Raw genomic sequence first — 18663 nt, forward strand, 5'->3', positions numbered from 1 at the left:
CGTGACTCCACGCGGACCACTATTTGGACCGCAGCTTTTCGAGCAGGGGCGACAGGAAGGACCCCCTCGGCTTCTTGGTCTCGCCGCGGCCTGTCAGCCGCTGCGCCATCTGCAGAAACATCTCGACCGCGCGGTGATTGGCGGAAATCTCGGCGATCATCTGGCCGTTGTTGGCGGCCGAACCGAAGATCTGCGGATCGAACGGGATGGCGGCGATCGGCTGGCTTTCGATCGCCTTGGCGAACTCACCGGCCGCGATCTCGGGACGCTTCGGCACGCCGACCTGGTTCAGGCAATAAAGCGGTGCGCGGTCGTTGGGCCGCGAGGCCTTCAGCAGGTCGAACATGTTCTTGGCATTGCGCAGATTGGCGAGGTCGGGCGCCGCCACGATCAGGATGTCGTCGGCCGCGATCAACGCGCGCTTGGTCCAGCCGGACCATTGATGCGGCACGTCGAGCACGATGCAGGGCATCGTGGTCCGCAGCGTATCGAAGATCGCATCGAACGCCTCGGCGCCGAAATCGTAGACCTTGTCGAGCGTCGCCGGCGCCGCCAGCAGGCTCAGATGGTCGGTGCATTTCGACAGCAGGCGGTCGACGAAGGCGGTATCGACGCGGTCCGGCGAGAACACGGCGTCGGCGATGCCCTGTGCGGGATCCTGGTTGTAGTTGAGGCCGGCGGTGCCGAAGGCGAGGTCGAGGTCGGCGACCACGGAGTCGAGCGCCAGATCGCGGGCAATCGCCCAGGCGACATTGTGGGCGATGGTCGAGGCGCCGACACCGCCCTTGGCACCGACGACGGCGACGATGCGGCCGACCGCCTTGGCTTCCGGCGCCGAGAACAGGTTGCAGACCGCGCGCACCACGTCGATCGCATGGGCCGGCGCGATCACGTAATCGCTGACGCCGCGCCGCACCAGCTCGCGATACAGGGTGACGTCGTTGACGCGGCCGATCACGACCACACGTGTGCCGGCGTCGCACACCGTTGCGAGCTGATCGAGGCCGGCCAGGATGTCGCCGCGGCCCTCGGTCTCGAGGATGATGACGTTGGGCGTCGGCGCCGAGCGATAGGCCTCGATGGCGGCCGCCATGCCGCCCATCTGGATCTTGAGGTGAGCCTTGGCCAGCCGGCGATCCTCGCCGGCCGACTGGACGGCGGCAGCGGTCTCGACCGTTTCGCAGAACGCCTGGACCGAAACCCGTGGCGCCGGAGCAATATGGTCGTCCACGGCCTGCGGCGGGGCGTCCGTCTGCTCTTCGGAGTTTTGCTGCGCGTAGGTGATCATTTTCCTGTGTCGCTTAGCTTGGCCCTGTCGGACTCGGGATAACTCGTGGCGGTGGTGGTGCCCTTGCGATACTTGTCGAAGGCGATGTTACGACGCGACGTATAGGCAGGGGTCTCCGCGCGCGGCTGCACGAGGTCGGTCGGGTCTTCGACCATGGCTGCGAGGTTGCGCTGATTGGCGCAGCCGAAATTGTAGTACTGCTTGTTCTCGATGTAGGACCCGTTGTGGATCGATGGGCCGAGATCTTCCGGCCAGAGGCCGCACGGCCCGGCGACCGCTTTGATCTTTGGATAGTTCACGCGGATCGCGGGCATCTGGCGCGGATCCTCGGGATGGTATTTGCGAACGAGGATCCCGCGCGGCGGCACGCCGGCGGCGGTGAACGTGGCCTGGATCTCGCGCAGCGATTCCTGGGCGGTCCGTGCGTTCGGCGTGTCGGCGGGAACGTCGATGGTGACGGCGCCGGTCCCCTCGCGCATCCAGTCCTGCGCCATCCCCATCACCTCGGCGCGCTGCTCCGCAGTCAGGCCGCCGCGGCTGCGGCCGACGAAGACCACGATCGAGCGATCAGCCTCGGTGACCGCGATCGGGTGACGCTGGCGATAGTCGGCCGGCGCGTTCACCATCGCGAAACTGTTGTCCGCGGCGTGCTGGCAGGCACCGAGCGTCATCGCGAGGCTGACGAGCGCTCCGGCGAGAGCGATGCCGCGCTGGTAACCGGCGGATGTCCTGGATGTGGTCTGTGTCATCGTCCGCCTCAGTCCGTAATGAAGCCGTAAGTGCCGCGGTAATTCCGCGCCGGCTCGGTGCGGCCGGGCACGCCGTAGACGCGGTTGATGCTGCCGAGCAGGTCGGCCTGCGGATCGGACGCGTTGGCGAAGCCGTCATCCGGACGCGACAGGTCCTTCTGCGCCACCGCGCGAACGACATAGGGCGTCACCAGCACCATCATTTCGGTCTGGTTGTTGACGAAGTCCCGGCTGCGGAACAGCGTTCCGAGCACCGGCAGCGATGCCAGCCCGGGAAGGCCATTGATCGCCTGCTTGGTCTGGTCCTGGATCAGGCCGGCCATCGCCATCGAGCCGCCCGAGGGAATTTCCAGCGTGGTCTCGGCGCGCCGGGTCTTGATCGAGGGGATCGTCGTTCCGCCGGCGCCGCCGGTCAGCGAGTTCTCGGTCGAGACTTCCGACACTTCCGTCATCACGCGCAGGCTGATCCGTCCCTCGGTCAGCACCACGGGCGTGAAGTTGAGCGAAATACCGAATTTCTTGAAGCTGACGGTCTGAACGCAATTCCCGATCGCGCCTCCCGTCGTCGTCTGACAGGTCACGCCGGTCGGAATTGGAAACTCGCCGCCCGAGATGAAGGTCGCCGATTCGCCGGAGATCGCAGTCAGGTTCGGCTCGGCGAGCGTCCGCACCACGCCTGCGCTTTCCATGGCGCGGAGCGTCGCCGACACCGATGGGGCCGCGCCGAACGAAGTGGTGAGGGCGTTGCCGGGCACCAGCGCTGCGTTGTTTGCCGTGAACGGGTTGTTGTTGGTGAATTTCACCACAGTGGTGCCGTAATTGAGGTTCGCGGTGAGGTCGATGCCGAGCTGCTTGATCAGGCTGCGCGAGACTTCGGCGACCGTCACCTTCAGCATCACCTGGTCGCGGCCGCGAACCGTGATGGAGTTCACGACCTTGTCGGCGCTGCCGACCAGCCGCGTGGCGATCTCGCCGGCCTGCTGCGCTTCGATCGGGCTCGCCGCGCTTCCCGTCAGCATGACGCCCTCGCCGACACCCTCGATCTGGATATCGGCATTCGGCAGCGCTGCGCGCAGGGCCGCGCGCACGCCGTTGAGGTCGCGCTTGACCGCGATGTCATAGGCCGCGATCTGCTGGCCGGCGGCGTCGAAGAACACGATGTTGGTCTGGCCGACTGTCGCGCCGATGATGTAGGCGCGTTGCGCCGAGCGGACCACGGCATTGGCGATCTTGGGATCGGCGACCAGCACGTCCTTGATGTCCCTCGGCAGATCGATCACCACCGATTTGCCGACGCCGAGTGAGAGGAAGCGGGCGTTCATCTGGCCGTCGGCCGCGGCGGGAGCGGCGCGGTAGTCGCCCGCCACCACCGGCGTCAGTGCCGGGTTGAGCGTGAGCGCCGCGACGGCCGAGAACGACAATGCGCGGACCATGAAGGCCCGCATCGTCCGTTGAGTTGCCCCGCCCTTCATCACCTGTGTCCTCATGGTCACTTCTGCATCGTTGCCTGGTTGGCAACGCCAAAGCGGATGACGTTGATCGTCTCACCGCGTCTTTGGTGGTTGTCTTCGATCCTGACGTCGTTCCCGTTGTTGTCGGCGATGCTGCGCAGCGCCAGCGACAGGACGCCGCTCTGGCGCGCGCGCGCCAGCGTCTCGGTCTGGTCAGGCTTCAGCTCCAGCGTCACCGTCTTGCCGATCAGTGCGTTGGTGCCGTCCTTCTCCTTCGGCGCCTGGTCGATCGCAAGGACGCGGATATTGGTCAGGATGACCTCGGAATTGACGATTTCGGCGCCGTTGCGGTCGGGATTCTTGTCCCGCTTCGACAGCAGGACGTCGACCCGGTCATTCGGCAGGATGAAGCCGCCGGCACCGGTCTCGGGAGAGATTTCAGTCGATACCGCCCGCATGCCGGTCGGCAGGATCGCGGCCATGAAGCCGCTTCCGTCGGCCTTGACGAGCTTCTGCTCGCGGATCGGCTCGCCCTGGATGAACGGGGCGCGCGCGATCGAGCCGGTGACGTCCTTGATGGCGTCGGCGTGGCTGTCCTTACGCATGAAGCTGGCGCTGGCGGTCGCCGCCGGCCAGGTCTGCCACTGCAGATCTTCGGCCTTCACTGCCTGGCCGAGGCCGATGTCCGAGCGCGCGACCAGGATGTCGACGGTCGGCAGCTGCGCAACTGGCGGAGGAGCCGCCGGCTTGTCGTCGCTTCCGCTCGCCAAATAAAGCGCCGCAAGGCCGGCGCAGCCTGCAATTGCCAGGACCAGAATGCGGGCCTTATCCATTACGCTTCACTTTCCACATGACGCCGCGACGCTGCCGCCGCCGTGATGGGAGTTGACCAGCTATTCGTCAAAGCATGGTTAATGAGGCGTATCTAAATCGCCTTAACGGGCGGTTACCGCTGCTTTCTCAGCGCATGGCGAAGTGCGCGAGATCGATCGTCTTGATCCAGTCCGTCTCGGGATAGATCAGGAGGGCCCCAAGGGCGAGTGCGATGCCGTAGGGAATTCCGGTCTGCTTGTCGTGCAGGCGGCTGAGCCAGGCCTGGGACGCGAGCGGGTAGGGCAGTGGCCATTGCCGCAGCTGCAGCAAGAGCACGGTCAGCGCACCGCCAAACAGCGAGGCAAAGACCAGATAGGGCAGCAGGTGCTCGAACCCGAACCACAGGCTGGCCGCGGCCGCGACCTTGGCGTCTCCGCCGCCGACCCAGCCCATCGCGAACATGCCGAACGCCACCACCAGAACCAGCGCGCCTGCGCCGGCATGGGTGAGGATCTCGTGGACGCCCATCCCGGTCAGCGGCGCCAGGACAAAGAAGCCCGCCACCAGCGCCAGCGAAATCCGGTTCGGGATCGTCATGGTCAGGAGATCGCTCGCCGCCGCAAAGGCCATCAGGGCCGGAAACAGCATCAAGCGTGCGATGTCGAGGATCATGAATTCATGCCGTCAAGCTGGAGCTGCGGTCGAGACCCGACGCTAGCGGCCAATGATGAACAATCGGAAAAGGATTGCCGGCACCTTCAACAGAGGCTGCCGATCGGCCCCCGACAAATAGCAAAGGTCCCGGGATTGCCGGGACCTTTGATGCGAATTCGTCGAAGCCGGCTTACTTCAGCGAGCCCGAGATCGAGTTGAAGGTACCCGAGAGCTTCGTGCCGACGCCGTTGACTGCAGCGATGATCGCGATGGCGATACCGGTGGCGATCAGGCCGTACTCGATGGCGGTCGCGCCCGATTCGTCCTTCACGAAGCGCGAAACGAGGTTCTTCATAAAATCACTCCTGTGTACACGTGGCTGGTCGAACTAGATTTGGTCTCGCCGGCGTTCTCAGCACCGTGACCATTGCGGCACCCTAGTGTTGGACGATTTCGGCGCAGTTAATTTGATCGCATAAACTCTGCGGGAACCCGCTGATGTTGCGCACAGTAAATTTGGCATTAAACGGTCCGCTCAAATTGCAGATTGTTGCTGCGACCCGGCGTCCGGCGCCTATTCACGGCTCCTTAAGCGCACATCTATACCCATGGGGCTTCCGTAGTATGAGGCTGCCATGTCCACCCTTCCGATCGAAGTCATCGAGATGCTCGGCCAGACGATGATGAGGGTGGTGCCGATCACGATCGGCCTCGCGCTGTTCTTCACGGTGCTGACCCACTTCTGGGCCTGCAATCCCGGCAAGCCGTGGTGGCAAAAGCGCGAGCTGGTCACGGACATCTGCTACTGGTTCTTCGTGCCGGTATTCGCCCGCGTGCTGCGGATCGGGCTGCTGGTGGTGGGCGCGGCCGCGGTGTTCGATGTGCACGGTGCCGACGAGCTGATCTCGTTCTACGAGAACGGACACGGCCCGCTGGCGCAGCTGCCGCTCTGGCTGCAATCGATCATCTTCCTGGTCGCCTCCGACTTCATGCTGTATTGGCTGCACCGGATGTTTCACGGCGGCGGCTTCTGGAAGTACCACGCCATTCATCATTCCTCCGAGGATCTCGAATGGATCTCGGCGGCGCGCTTCCATCCCGTCAATCTGCTGATCGGCACGATCTCGGTCGACGTGATCCTGCTGATAGCCGGCATCTCGCCGAACATCATGCTGTGGGTCGGTCCCTTCACCACATTCCATTCCGCCTTCGTGCACGCCAACCTGAACTGGACGCTCGGCCCGTTCAAATATGTGATCGCCACGCCGGTGTTTCATCGCTGGCATCACACCGCGCTGGAGGAGGGTGGCGACACCAATTTCGCCGGCACGTTTCCGCTCTGGGACATTCTGTTCGGGACATTCCGCATGCCCGAAGGCAAGCTTCCGGATGATTACGGCGTCGACGCCGAGCAGGGCGTGCCGGCCGAAATCGGCGGACAGCTGGCCTATCCGTTCCGTCATTGACCGGACTGCGCGCGCATGAGTGCTGAGACCGCAACCATCCCACAGGCGCGGGCCTCGGTGTTCGCCGAAGTCCCGGCCTGGTTCTGGATGGCGTGCGGCGTCTATGCGTTGCTGCTGGTCGTCGGCGACAGGCTGCTCGCCGATTCCGACACCTACTGGCAGATTGCCGTCGGCCGGTGGATCCTCGACCACCGCGCATTGCCGTCGGTCGATATCTATTCCTTCACGAAAGCGGGTGAGCCTTGGGTGTCGTCGTCGTGGCTGGCGCAGGTCCTGTTCGCGAAGGCCTACGACCTTGCCGGGTGGACCGGGCCTGCGGTGCTGGCCGCGGCCTGCGGTGCCGCCACCTTCGCGCTGCTCACCGCCATCCTCGGCCGTGCGCTGCCGGCAATCCATGCGAGCCTGATCGCGCTGGCGGCGCTGGTGTTGACCTGCGGGCATCTGCTGGCCCGTCCGCATGTGCTTGCGCTGCCGATCATGATGGTCTGGGCGAGCGGCCTGATGGTCGCCAGCGAACGCCGCGAGGCCCCCTCGTTCTGGCTGCTGCCGTTGATCGCGCTCTGGGCCAATCTGCATGGCGGCTTTCTGTTTGGTCTGGTGCTGGCCGGCGCCTTCGCGCTCGATGCGCTGTGGAACGCCGCGCCGGCGCAAAGATTGCCGCTGGCGCTGCGCTGGGCCGCATTCGGCCTCGGCGCGCTGGCCGCGTGCTGCGTGACGCCCTATGGCTGGGGAACGATCTTCGCCTCGCTCAGGATTCTCAGCCTCGGTGAACTGCTGCATCTCATCACGGAGTGGATGCCGGCGAGTTTCAGCCACGTCGATGCATTCGAGCTGACCATTCTCGGCCTGATCGGGGGGGCGCTCTATTGCGGGGTGAAGCTGCCGCTGCCGCGGATCGCCCTGGCGCTGGGCCTGCTGCACATGGCGCTATCCCATGTCAGGAATCTCGAGCTCTTCGCCCTGTTGTTGCCGCTGGCCGCGCTGACGCCGGTGGCAACCCAGTTCGGCCTGCGTGCCGCAAGCGTGGCCCGGCTGAAGGCCACGCCGGCCGCGGTGCTCATCACCGCGCTCTGCGCCTCGACCTGGTTCATTGCGGCGCGTCGGGACATGTCGCCGCCGACGATCCATTCGCCCGCTGCCGCTGTCGACGCGCTGAAGGCGCACAACGTGCAGCGCGTGCTCAATGATCTGCAGTTCGGCGGCTATCTGATCTGGCGCCAGGTGCCGGTGTTCGTCGACGGCCGTGCCGAGCTTTACGGCGAGAAATTCGAGATGGCGTATTACCGTGCGCTCCAGCTCAAGGACGTCGACGGCTTCCTCGACCTGCTCAAGACCTACAGGGTCGATGCGGTGATGCTCGATCCGGCAACGCCCGCCTCCAAGTTTCTCGATCACATCGATGGATGGCAGCGCCTCTACGCGGACGATCGCGTGGTGGTGCATGTGCGTGCCGCCGGCTAGGCGGCGCGGCGGCGTTTTTCCGCGGGATCACCGGGCCGTTGGCCGATCCGTTCCGGAAGTCGTGACATCCGCGCAATTCAGCGGTCGATTTTTGCTCTTCTTAAATGAATTGCCGTCAGATTTGCCTGCGTCGGGCGCCGGTCCGCTGCGTATCGCTTTTGCCGGCTTGTTAACGTCCCGGGGTAAGGTATGTCGTTTCAATTCCAGCGTATTGGCGCCGTCGCGCGCATTGGATTCATCTCGCTGGCCGCAGCCGTTCTGCTGTGGCCCGCATTCGCAACGGCCGCGCCGGATCCGGACCGGATTGCGGTCAATGTCGATCAGGCCAAGCTCGTCAAGCTGCCCGGCGGCATTTCCACCATCGTGGTCGGCAACCCGCTGATCGCCGACGTCACCCTGCAGAATGGCGGCGTTGTCGTCGTGACCGGCAAGGGCTACGGCGCGACCAACTTCATCGCACTCGACCGCACCGGCCAGGTGCTGGTGGATCGCCAGATCCAGGTCGAAGGTCCGACCGACCAGCTTGTCACCGTCTATCGCGGCGTCGATCGCGAGACCTACAGCTGCATGCCGGTCTGCCAGCGTCGCATCACCCTCGGCGACGGCGAGACCTACTTCAAGTCGACCATGGACCAGGCCGGCTCGCTCAACAGCCAGGCCTCCGGCTCGGGCGCGGCCGCGAAGCCGCAGAACTAGCGCGTGTCCGCGCCGGCGCTTCGCACGCCGGGGCAGCCGCCTGCCGCAGGCGGTTCATCCGACATGGTTAAGAAAGGCCTGACGGATCGGGTCGCCCTGTCTCGATCCGGCGAAATACTTCGACAATGAGTCTTGGGTAGTTGTTGCCGCCATGTTGATCCGGGGTCGTTGATGCCGCTACCCGCTCATTCTTTCACGCGCCTCCTCCATCGCTTTCGCAGAAACCGCCGTGGCGCGACCGCGGTCGAATTCGCGATGGTCGCGCCGTTGTTTTTCGGACTGCTGTTTGCGATCATCGAAGTGGCGATGATCTTCTTTGCGAGCCAGGTGCTGGAGACGGTGACGCAGGATTCTGCGCGCATGATCATGACCGGTCAGGCGCAGGGCGCAAGCTATACCCAGCAGCAGTTCAAGGACTACGTCTGCGGCCAGGTCAACCCGCTGTTCGATTGCGCCAACGGCATATCGGTCGACGTGCGCAGCTACCCCGCGGCGACGGGCTTCAGCAGCGTCAACATCGCGCCTCCAATCGATTCCAACAACGCATTCATTCCGGCCATGAAATGGTGTCCCGGCAAGGACGGCGACGTCGTGGTGGTCCGGCTGTTCTATCAGTGGCCGCTGTTCGTCACCAAGCTTGGCTTCAATGTCGCCAACCTCGCCAATGGCAAGCGGCTGCTGACCGCGACCGCGACATTCAAGAACGAGCCATCCGGGACCGCCGGGGCGACATGCTCATGAGCAACGTCATGAAAACCCAGGCAGCGGCCTTGCTGCGCTCCGTCGTGGCCCTGTGCAATGACCGCCGGGGCCTTGCCGCCGTCGAGTTCGCTTTCGTCCTGCCGCTGATGCTGGTGCTGTTCTTCGGCACCGTCGAGTTTTCATCCGGTGTCGCGGTCGACCGCAAGGTCACGCTTATGGCGCGCGCCGCGTCGGACCTGACCTCGCAGTCGACGCAGGTGGTGGATGCCGACCTGCAGAACTTCTTCAGTGCCAGCGTCGGCATCATGACGCCGTACGATCCGACGCCGACCAAGGTCACCTTGTCGGAAATCTACGTCGATGCCTCGAAGGTCGCGCGGATCCAGTGGAGCAAGGCGGGGGTGATGGCCACGGGCGCCACCCAGGCCACATTGACGGCCTCGAGCCGCAGCCAGGGTGATGTCGTGACCAGCGTCGTTCCGGCGGCGCTGCTGGTTGCGGGCACATATCTGATCTTCAGCGAAGTCAGCTACAAATACGTTCCGACGGTCGGCTATGTGATGGCCAAGAGCGGCATCAATCTCACCGATGTCGCCTTCACAAGGCCGCGGCAGTCGGTTTGCGTGTTCTATGCCCCGACGTCCGCCACCATGCCGACGACCTGCTCGACCTATTAGAGCGTTTTCGAGCGAAGTGGATACCGGTTCGCGTGGAGAAAACGCGTCAAAACAAGAATCTAGAGCCCCGTTCCGATTCCATCGGAACGGGAAAAGCTCTAGAGCTTTCCAACGACGCGGACACCGGTCGGCAATCCAGACAAAAAGGGCCGCACCCGAAGGTGCGGCCCTTGATGCTTTAGCGACAATTTCCTGGAGCTTCGCGCTCCCGGGAAATCGGCTTATCCGGCGGCGCGCAGATTGTCGGCCGAGGATTTGCCGGAACGGCGGTCAGCCACGATCTCGTAGGAGATCTTCTGGCCTTCACGCAGAGTGCCAAGGCCGGCGCGCTCGACTGCACTGATGTGCACGAACACGTCGTTCCCGCCTTCATCCGGCTGGATGAAGCCGTAGCCCTTGGTCGCGTTAAACCACTTCACGGTTCCCATGCTCACGTGGGTAGTCCCTTCTCAGATATACAAGTTCAAGACCCGCTGATCGGCGGGGTGGTGAGATCGAATTTTTGGAAGGGTCGTCAGCGTCTGAACCGGCTGTACCGGTATTGGCTAATGTCGTCCGGCCGAAAATCGATGGGTAGGATATTATTCGATAGAAGGCTTCAAAACAATCCTGAAAACAATCCTGACGTGCGCGATTTTTTGGCCGGCGCAGCCGCCGGCCAATTGTGCGCAGGACATCAGGACGTCATGCCCGCAGCGGTTGCAATACCCCGCTTATCGGCGGCGGAACTGGCCGCCGCGCTGGGCTCCGCCCCGCGGCGGGCCGCCCGGCGCGCCGCTCGGACGTTCGTCCTTGTGCCGGAAGATCAAGCGCCCCTTTTCGAGATCGTAGGGCGACATTTCGATCGTAACGCGGTCGCCGGCCAGCGTCTTGATGCGGTTTTTCTTCATCTTGCCGGCGGTGTAGGCGACGATCTCGTGCCCGGCATCGAGTTGCACCCGGTAACGAGCGTCGGGGAGGATTTCGGTCACCAGTCCTTCGAACTGGATCAGCTCTTCCTTAGCCATATGTTTCTCCAGATCGAGCGACGGCTAGTGCTTCGGTCGGTTGTTGCGGTTGGATTGCGGATTCGGCCGGCTCTCGCGATGCAAGAAGGCGACGCCCTGAATGCCTTCGCTGTTGCCGGCCTGCGACGGACGCGGCGACTCGCCCCGGCTCGTCTGCGGCGCGCCATTATTACCACCTCGACGGCGGCGGCGGCGAGGGCCTTTTGCGCCCGGAGCGGCCTCATTCCCACGGACATTATGCGCACGGGGTGCAGAACGGCCGCCCCGGTGCGGGTGGGTGGCCTGCGCCGGCCCGGCGGCCTCGCGGCCGCCAGAGGAGCTGCCTTGTGTGCGGCGGTCTTCCCGCGGCACGGTAATCCGGATCAGCCGCTCGATATCGCGCAGATAGCCCATCTCCTCGGCACCGGCGATCAGCGAGATCGCGACGCCGTCGGCGCCGGCGCGCGCCGTGCGGCCGATGCGGTGGACGTAGGTCTCCGGGATATTGGGCAGGTCGAAATTCACCACGTGGCTGACGCCGTCGACGTCGATGCCGCGGGCGGCGATATCGGTCGCCACCAGCGTGCGGATCTCGCCGGAACGGAACGCCGCCAGCGTGCGCTCGCGGTGGTTCTGCGACTTGTTGCCGTGGATCGCATTGGCCTCGATGCCGGCCTTGGCAAGGCTTTTCACCACCTTGTCGGCGCCGTGCTTGGTGCGGGTGAAGACCAGGGCGCGGTTGACCGGCTCCTGCTTCAGCAACTGGGCGAGAACCGTCGGCTTGGCCGCGAAATCGACCTGGATCGCGCGCTGGGCGATGCGATCCACCGTCGAGGCCACCGGCGTCACCGCCACGCGGGCCGGGTCGCGCAGCATCGCCTCGGCGAGCTCGGCGATGTCCTTGGGCATGGTGGCCGAGAAGAACAGCGTCTGGCGCCGGATCGGCAGCTTGGCGACGATTTTCCGGATGTCGTTGATGAACCCCATGTCGAGCATGCGGTCGGCTTCATCGAGCACCAGGAACTCGACCTGGTTGAGCTTCAGGCCGTTGCTCTGCACGAGATCGAGCAGGCGGCCGGGGGTGGCGACCAGCACCTCGACGCCCTGCATCAGGGAACGGACCTGGCGGCCCATCGGCACGCCGCCGATGGCGAGCGTCGAGGACAGCCGGATGTGGCGGCCATAGGTGTTGAAACTGTCGAGGATCTGGCCGGACAGTTCACGGGTCGGCGAGAGCACCAGCACGCGGCAGCTCTTGGGCTGCGGGCGGACGCGGTTCTCCAGCAGCCGGTGCAGGATTGGCAGCGCGAAGGAGGCGGTCTTGCCGGTGCCGGTCTGGGCGATGCCGACGACGTCGCGGCCGGCAAGGGCTAGCGGGATGGTCTGGGCCTGGATGGGGGTCGGCGTGAGATAATTTTCTTCTCGGAGCGCGCGGGCGATGGGATCGGCGAGGCCGAAATCCTGAAAGGAGGTCAAAAGGTGGTTCTTTCCATAAAAGCCGTCGTCGTCCCGGCCCATATCGGCCGGAAGCGTGTGAAGGCATTCGGGGACACCCGCGTGTCTGGGGCGTCAAGCTGGGTTAGCTGAAAGGCGAGCCAGAAGCCGCTTGGGGCAGCTTGAACACGCAGCTCGCGAAGGCACCGCGACTCTCGCGGGCATGGCGAGGATATGGACCAGGAACTGGGCGGTTTCAAGATGAGATTGCCGTCTTTGGTGCCCGGAGTTCGCTGAACCATCGCGCAAACTGTCACAAATCGATGCCGGAAATTTAGCCAAGGCGGCGATTCTGCCTACAAAATAATCTGATTGCTCTTTCGGCAGTCAAGTTGGCGGCTCAATGATTGAGCAGTCGGCTTCCGTATTTGCCCGGAACCGATGAAATTATCTAACCGGTTCATCGGCTTACAGGGGCTGCGCACCGTGGCACAGTTCTTGCGATTCCCTTAACCGCAGGCGGCCAAGCGGCCGTTCGCAGCGTTCCACGCCTGCGTCAGGGAGACGACATTTCATGCTTACTCAGCTTTCTCACAAAATAACGACGATGACCCGCCGCCGCGCGCTCGCGGCGACGGCCGGCCTGATTTTGGGTCTGGCTGCGTCCTCGTCCCTCGCGCCCGCGCAAGCGGCCGACGACACCATCAAGGTTGGCATCCTTCACTCGCTGTCGGGCACCATGGCCATCAGCGAAACCACGCTGAAGGACACGATCCTTTTCCTGATCGACGAGCAGAACAAGAAGGGCGGCGTGCTCGGCAAGAAGCTCGAGCCCGTCGTGGTCGACCCCGCCTCGAACTGGCCGCTGTTCGCCGAAAAGGCCCGCGAGTTGATCACCAAGGACAAGGTCGCGGTCGTGTTCGGCTGCTGGACCTCGGTGTCGCGCAAATCCGTGCTCCCGGTGTTCAAGGAGCTGAACAACATCCTGTTCTACCCGGTACAGTATGAGGGCGAGGAGTCCGAGCGCAACGTGTTCTACACCGGCGCGGCGCCGAACCAGCAGGCGATCCCGGCGGTCGACTATCTGATGAAGGAAGAGAAGGTGAAGCGCTGGGTGCTGGCCGGCACCGACTACGTCTATCCGCGCACCACCAACAAGATCCTGGAAGCCTATCTGAAGTCGAAGGGCGTCGCCCAGGACGACATCATGATCAACTACACGCCGTTCGGTCACTCTGACTGGCAGACGATCGTGGCCGACATCAAGAAGTTCGGCTCGGCTGGCAAGAAGACCGCGGTGGTCTCCACCATCAACGGCGACGCCAACGTTCCGTTCTACAAGGAGCTCGGCAACCAGGGCATCAAGGCGACCGAGATCCCGGTGGTCGCGTTCTCGGTCGGCGAGGAAGAGCTCGCCGGCATCGACACCAAGCCGCTGCTCGGCCATCTCGCCGCCTGGAACTACTTCGAGTCGATCAAGACCCCGGCGAACGAGAAGTTCATCAAGGAGTGGCAGGCCTACACCAAGAACCCGAAGCGCGTGACCAACGATCCCATGGAAGCGCACTACATCGGCTTCAACATGTGGGTGAAGGCGGTCGAGAAGGTGAAGTCGACCGATCCGGACAAGGTGATCGATGCGCTTCCCGGCATCGAGGCGCCGAACCTGACCGGCGGCGTGTCGCAGATGCTGCCGAACCACCACATCACCAAGCCGGTGTTCATCGGCGAGATCAAGGGCAACGGCCAGTTCGACGTGGTCTGGAAGACCCCGGGCCTGGTGGCCGGCGACGCCTGGTCGAAGGAGCTCGAAGGCTCCAAGGACCTGATCGGCGATTGGGTCGGCAAGAAGTGCGGCAACTTCAACACCAAGACCAACAAGTGCGGCGGCCAGGGCTCCTGACAATAGGGCTCCTGACAACAGGGCTCCTGAGCTCCTGACCTGATCGACGACACAACACAACCATCCAAGAACCTGGAGAAGGCGGCACAGCTCGCCGCCTTCTCCTCACACTCCTGCCGGGGTACTGACGTGTTCGCCAATTGTATTGATCGTTTTCGTGCGCTGTTTCTCTCGATCCTGCTGCTGAGCTGCCTTGCTGTGCCGGCGCTGGCTGGTCCGTTCGAGGATTCGGTCGCCAAATTCGCCAATGACGAGTTCTCCGACACCGAGGCTGCGATCGGTGAGGTCGCCGCGTCGGGCAATGCGCTGGCCTCGCCCATCATCAGCGCGCTGCAGGACGGCCGGCTCTCGGCCGATCCCGACAGCAAGAAGGTCTTCATCACGCGGACCGACGGCAAGATCGTCGACGCCGCCACGGGTGCTGCCGTCGACAAGCTGCCTGACAACGCCGCCGCCGTCCGCCTCAACAACCGCCTGCGCCGCACCGTGGAGGCTGCGCTCGGCGGCCTGACGCTGCTGTCGCCGGATCCGGCCAAACGCCTCGCCGCCGCGCAGTCGGTGTTCAAGAGCCACGAGGAGAATTTGCTGCCGACGGTGGAGGCTGCGCTCGCCAAGGAGAACGTCAAGTCGGTCAAGCAGGCCTTCGCCGAGGCGCGCGCCGCCATCATCCTGTTCAAGTCGGACGCATCCGACAGCGACAAGCTCGACGCCGTCGCCGTGGTCAAGGCGCGCGGCGATCAGGAGGCGCTGGCGCTGCTCACCGGCCTCGGCGCCGACCAGCCGCCGCTGGTCGCCAACGCGGCCGCAAGCGCGGTGTCCTCGATCCAGAGCAATCTGGCGATGTGGTCGATGGTGCAGAATGCCTGGTACGGCCTATCACTCGGCTCGGTGCTGCTGCTCGCCGCGATTGGGCTTGCCATCACCTTCGGCGTGATGGGCGTCATCAACATGGCGCATGGCGAGATGGTGATGCTCGGGGCCTACACCACCTTCGTGGTGCAGGAGGTGATCCGCAGCCGCTATCCTGCGCTGTTCGACTATTCGCTGCTGATCGCGGTGCCGCTCGCCTTCCTGGTCGCCGGCTTGATCGGTGTCGTGATCGAGCGCACCATCATCCGCTTCCTCTACGGCCGTCCGCTGGAGACGCTGCTCGCGACTTGGGGCCTGTCGCTGGTGTTGCAGCAGGCGGTGCGCACCGCGTTCGGCCCGACCAACCGCGAGGTTGGCAACCCCTCCTGGATGAGCGGTGCCTTTGAGCTCGGCCAGATCACCATCACCTATAACCGGCTGTGGATCCTCTGCTTCACGCTCGCGGTGTTTGCCATCCTGCTGGCGATGCTGCGCTACACCGCGCTTGGCCTCGAGATGCGCGCGGTGACCCAGAACCGCCGCATGGCGGCCTCGATGGGGATCGCCACCTCGCGCGTCGACGCGCTGACCTTCGGTCTCGGCTCGGGGATCGCCGGCATTGCCGGCGTGGCGCTGTCGCAGATCGACAATGTCAGCCCGAATCTCGGCCAGAGCTACATCATCGACAGCTTCATGGTCGTGGTGTTCGGCGGCGTCGGCAATCTCTGGGGCACGCTGGTCGGCGCCTTCACGCTCGGCATCGCCAACAAGTTCCTCGAGCCTGTCGCGGGCGCGGTGCTCGGCAAGATCGCGATCCTGGTGCTGATCATCCTGTTCATCCAGAAGCGGCCGCGCGGCCTGTTCGCGCTCAAGGGTCGGGCGGTGGAAGCATGACGCCGCACATCCTCACCCGTTCGCTCGATCGCGCCGCGACCGCGTTCGTCCTGATCGTCGCCGCGATCGGCGTGCTGATCCCGTTGTCGAACCTGCTGCTGCCGCAGGGCTCGCTGTTCCAGGTGCCGACCTATCTGGTCGCGCTGTGGGGCAAATATGTCTGCTACGCCATCCTTGCGCTCTCGATCGATCTGATCTGGGGCTATTGCGGCATCCTCTCGCTCGGCCACGGTGCGTTCTTCGCGCTGGGCGGCTACGCGATGGGGATGTACCTGATGCGCCAGATCGGCAGCCGCGGCGTCTACGGCAACCCGATCCTGCCCGACTTCATGGTGTTCCTGAACTGGAGCAAGCTGCCCTGGTACTGGTACGGCTTCGACAAGTTCTGGTTTGCCGCGCTGATGGTGCTGCTGGTGCCGGGTCTGCTCGCCTTCTGCTTCGGCTGGCTCGCCTTTCGCTCGCGCGTCACCGGCGTGTATCTGTCGATCATCACGCAGGCGATGACCTATGCGCTGCTGCTGGCGTTCTTCCGCAACGATTTCGGCTTCGGCGGCAATAACGGGCTGACCGACTTCAAGGACATCATCGGCTTCAACGTGCAGGCCGAAGGCACCCGCGCGGCGCTGTTCCTGCTGAGCTGCCTTGCGCTGATCATCGCGTTCCTGATCTGCCGCGCGATCGTGACCTCGAAGCTCGGCAAGGTCCTGATCGCCGTGCGTGACGCCGAAAGCCGGACCCGTTTCCTCGGCTATCGTGTCGAATCCTACAAGCTGTTCGTGTTCACGCTGTCGGCGTGCATGGCCGGCGTTGCCGGTGCACTCTATGTGCCGCAGGTCGGCATCATCAATCCGAGCGAGTTCGCGCCCGCCAACTCGATCGAGGCGGTGATCTGGGTCGCGGTCGGCGGCCGCGGCACGCTGGTCGGCGCGGCGCTCGGCGCCGTCGTCGTCAACTACGCCAAGACGTTCTTCACCTCGGGGCCGCTCGCACCGTACTGGCTGTTCATGCTGGGCGCGCTGTTCATCCTGGTCACGCTGCTGTTGCCCAAGGGCATCGTCGGTACCTTCAACGCCTGGTGGGAGCCGCTGAAAGCGCGGCGCAACTCACCCGACGCCGAGAGTGCCGCGCGCGAAGACGGCATCGGCGCACCGAACCCGGCGGAGTAGGCAGATGAACGTCATGGATACCCGCGCCACTTCGGCCATGCTCTACCTCGACGGCGTGCACGTCTCGTTCGACGGTTTCCACGCCATCAACAATCTGTCGCTGGCGCTCGAGCCCGGCGAGATGCGCGCCATCATCGGCCCGAACGGCGCCGGCAAGACCACGATGATGGACATCATCACCGGCAAGACCAAACCCGACGAGGGCACGGTGCTGTTCGACGGCACCGTCGACCTGACCCGGCTCGACGAGACCCGTATCGCCGAGCTCGGCATCGGTCGCAAATTCCAGAAGCCGACGGTGTTCGAGAGCCAGACCGTGCAGGACAATCTGCTGCTCGCGCTCAATGTCGATCATTCCGTGTGCGGCACGCTGTTCTGGCGCGGCAGCAAGGCTGAGTCCGAGCGCATCGACAAGGTGCTCGAGACCATCCGCCTGACCGATGCGCGCAACCGCCTCGCCGGCAGTCTGTCGCACGGCCAGAAGCAGTGGCTCGAGATCGGCATGTTGCTGGCGCAGGACCCGAAGGTGCTGCTGGTCGACGAGCCGGTCGCCGGCATGACCGATGTCGAGACCCATCTGACCGCGGAGCTCCTGAAGGAGATCAACAGGAATCACACCATCATGGTGGTCGAGCATGACATGACCTTCGTGCGCGAGCTCGGCGTCAAGGTGACCTGCCTGCATGAGGGCTCGGTGCTCGCCGAAGGTTCGATCGACCAGGTGTCGTCGAACGAGCGCGTGGTCGAAGTGTATCTGGGGCGCTAGCGCGATGCTGAAGATCGACAACATCAATCTCTATTACGGTGCGGCGCAGGCGCTGCGCGGCGTGTCGCTGACCGCCGAGCCGGGCAAGGTCACCTGCGTGCTCGGCCGCAACGGCGTCGGCAAGACCTCGCTGCTGCGCGCGATGGTCGGCCAGTATCCGATCGCCTCCGGCACGATCAATTTCGACGGCAAGGACATCACCGCGCTAAAGCCCTATGAGCGGGCGCGTCGCGGCATCGGCTTCGTGCCGCAGGGCCGCGAGATCTTTCCGCTGCTGACGGTGGAAGAGAACCTCAAGACTGGCTTCGGTCCGCTCAAGCGCGAAGACCGCAACATTCCCGACGACGTGTTCTCGCTGTTTCCGGTGTTGGAGACCATGCTGGGCCGCCGCGGCGGCGACCTTTCCGGCGGCCAGCAGCAGCAGCTCGCGATCGGCCGGGCGCTGGTGATGCGGCCGAAGCTCCTGCTGCTCGACGAGCCGACCGAGGGCATTCAACCCTCGATCATCAAGGATATCGGCCGCGCCATCTCCTATCTGCGCAACCTCGGCAACATCGCGATCGTGCTGGTCGAACAATATCTCGACTTTGCCTGCGAACTCGGCGACAGTTTTGCCGTAATGGACCGGGGTGCGGTGAAATATGCCTGCGACCGCGCAAGCCTCGATCCCGCCGAGATCAGCCGCCAGATGGCGCTGTGAACAGGATG

General features: G+C 64.3%; 19 protein-coding genes. 10 read left to right on the top strand and 9 right to left on the bottom strand.

All coding sequences use genetic code 11. The annotated features are described in order from the left end of the window. Nucleotides 1–19: 19 nt before the first annotated feature. From ACVW1B_RS39330 to ACVW1B_RS39355, 6 genes are all read right to left on the bottom strand, one after another. The gene (locus ACVW1B_RS39330) at nucleotides 20–1288 is read right to left on the bottom strand and encodes an AAA family ATPase (RefSeq protein WP_018269598.1); all 1269 of its coding nucleotides are present in this window, start codon (nucleotides 1286–1288) and stop codon (nucleotides 20–22) included. Then, entirely contained in the window at nucleotides 1285–2037 is a 753-nt protein-coding gene (locus ACVW1B_RS39335; protein ID WP_456777859.1) for a CpaD family pilus assembly protein, read from the bottom strand. The genes ACVW1B_RS39330 and ACVW1B_RS39335 overlap by 4 nt, the downstream gene beginning before the upstream one ends. A gap of 8 nt (nucleotides 2038–2045) precedes the next feature. Beyond that, nucleotides 2046–3524, bottom strand: coding sequence for a type II and III secretion system protein family protein (locus ACVW1B_RS39340; RefSeq protein WP_456777858.1), 1479 nt, complete (start codon nucleotides 3522–3524; stop codon nucleotides 2046–2048). A gap of 2 nt (nucleotides 3525–3526) precedes the next feature. Beyond that, nucleotides 3527–4321, bottom strand: a complete 795-nt coding sequence (gene cpaB / locus ACVW1B_RS39345; RefSeq protein WP_456822884.1) for a Flp pilus assembly protein CpaB — start codon at nucleotides 4319–4321, stop codon at nucleotides 3527–3529. Between the two features lie 127 nt (nucleotides 4322–4448). Beyond that, nucleotides 4449–4973: an A24 family peptidase gene (locus tag ACVW1B_RS39350; RefSeq protein WP_028334676.1), complete on the bottom strand. Its 525-nt coding sequence runs from the start codon at nucleotides 4971–4973 to the stop codon at nucleotides 4449–4451. Between the two features lie 172 nt (nucleotides 4974–5145). Then, on the bottom strand, nucleotides 5146–5310 hold the full coding sequence (locus ACVW1B_RS39355) for a Flp family type IVb pilin (protein ID WP_016842642.1): 165 nt from the start codon (nucleotides 5308–5310) through the stop codon (nucleotides 5146–5148). Between the two features lie 280 nt (nucleotides 5311–5590). On the opposite strand from ACVW1B_RS39355, the gene ACVW1B_RS39360 reads away from it, so the two are divergent. From ACVW1B_RS39360 to ACVW1B_RS39380, 5 genes are all read left to right on the top strand, one after another. Continuing rightward, the gene (locus tag ACVW1B_RS39360; RefSeq protein WP_438077276.1) at nucleotides 5591–6421 is read left to right on the top strand and encodes a sterol desaturase family protein; all 831 of its coding nucleotides are present in this window, start codon (nucleotides 5591–5593) and stop codon (nucleotides 6419–6421) included. Between the two features lie 15 nt (nucleotides 6422–6436). Further along, entirely contained in the window at nucleotides 6437–7882 is a 1446-nt protein-coding gene (locus tag ACVW1B_RS39365) for a hypothetical protein (RefSeq protein ID WP_456822885.1), read from the top strand. 189 nt (nucleotides 7883–8071) lie between these two features. Continuing rightward, complete coding sequence (locus ACVW1B_RS39370) at nucleotides 8072–8578, top strand: pilus assembly protein N-terminal domain-containing protein (protein WP_057016118.1); 507 nt, start codon at nucleotides 8072–8074, stop codon at nucleotides 8576–8578. 171 nt (nucleotides 8579–8749) lie between these two features. Further along, complete coding sequence (locus ACVW1B_RS39375; RefSeq protein WP_076824889.1) at nucleotides 8750–9319, top strand: TadE/TadG family type IV pilus assembly protein; 570 nt, start codon at nucleotides 8750–8752, stop codon at nucleotides 9317–9319. Between the two features lie 8 nt (nucleotides 9320–9327). Beyond that, entirely contained in the window at nucleotides 9328–9957 is a 630-nt protein-coding gene (locus ACVW1B_RS39380) for a TadE/TadG family type IV pilus assembly protein (protein WP_225645084.1), read from the top strand. A 221-nt stretch (nucleotides 9958–10178) separates the two neighbouring features. On the opposite strand, the gene ACVW1B_RS39385 is transcribed toward ACVW1B_RS39380, so the two are convergent. From ACVW1B_RS39385 to ACVW1B_RS39395, 3 genes are all read right to left on the bottom strand, one after another. Continuing rightward, nucleotides 10179–10391, bottom strand: a complete 213-nt coding sequence (locus tag ACVW1B_RS39385; RefSeq protein ID WP_016842648.1) for a cold-shock protein — start codon at nucleotides 10389–10391, stop codon at nucleotides 10179–10181. A 279-nt stretch (nucleotides 10392–10670) separates the two neighbouring features. Then, nucleotides 10671–10964 carry a translation initiation factor IF-1 gene (gene infA / locus ACVW1B_RS39390; RefSeq protein ID WP_016842649.1) on the bottom strand — a complete coding sequence of 98 codons (294 nt, stop codon included), beginning with the start codon at nucleotides 10962–10964 and terminating at the stop codon, nucleotides 10671–10673. A gap of 24 nt (nucleotides 10965–10988) precedes the next feature. Beyond that, on the bottom strand, nucleotides 10989–12461 hold the full coding sequence (locus tag ACVW1B_RS39395) for a DEAD/DEAH box helicase (protein ID WP_430641161.1): 1473 nt from the start codon (nucleotides 12459–12461) through the stop codon (nucleotides 10989–10991). Nucleotides 12462–12984: 523 nt separating this feature from the next. Between ACVW1B_RS39395 and urtA the strand changes: the two genes are divergently transcribed. The 5 genes from urtA to urtE all read left to right on the top strand — a co-directional run bounded on the left by urtA (nucleotide 12985) and on the right by urtE (nucleotide 18655). Beyond that, entirely contained in the window at nucleotides 12985–14280 is a 1296-nt protein-coding gene (urtA, locus tag ACVW1B_RS39400) for an urea ABC transporter substrate-binding protein (protein ID WP_456822886.1), read from the top strand. A gap of 144 nt (nucleotides 14281–14424) precedes the next feature. Further along, nucleotides 14425–16023, top strand: coding sequence for an urea ABC transporter permease subunit UrtB (urtB, locus tag ACVW1B_RS39405; RefSeq protein ID WP_375167117.1), 1599 nt, complete (start codon nucleotides 14425–14427; stop codon nucleotides 16021–16023). Next, nucleotides 16020–17189, top strand: a complete 1170-nt coding sequence (gene urtC / locus ACVW1B_RS39410; RefSeq protein WP_456777855.1) for an urea ABC transporter permease subunit UrtC — start codon at nucleotides 16020–16022, stop codon at nucleotides 17187–17189. Before urtB ends, urtC begins: the two co-directional genes overlap by 4 nt. A 4-nt stretch (nucleotides 17190–17193) precedes the next feature. Further along, entirely contained in the window at nucleotides 17194–17955 is a 762-nt protein-coding gene (gene urtD, locus ACVW1B_RS39415) for an urea ABC transporter ATP-binding protein UrtD (protein ID WP_253604708.1), read from the top strand. A 4-nt stretch (nucleotides 17956–17959) separates the two neighbouring features. Beyond that, nucleotides 17960–18655: an urea ABC transporter ATP-binding subunit UrtE gene (gene urtE, locus ACVW1B_RS39420; RefSeq protein WP_018269603.1), complete on the top strand. Its 696-nt coding sequence runs from the start codon at nucleotides 17960–17962 to the stop codon at nucleotides 18653–18655. The last annotated feature ends 8 nt before the right edge of the window (nucleotides 18656–18663 follow it).

It is taken from the genome of Bradyrhizobium sp. USDA 4502 (assembly GCF_054063355.1).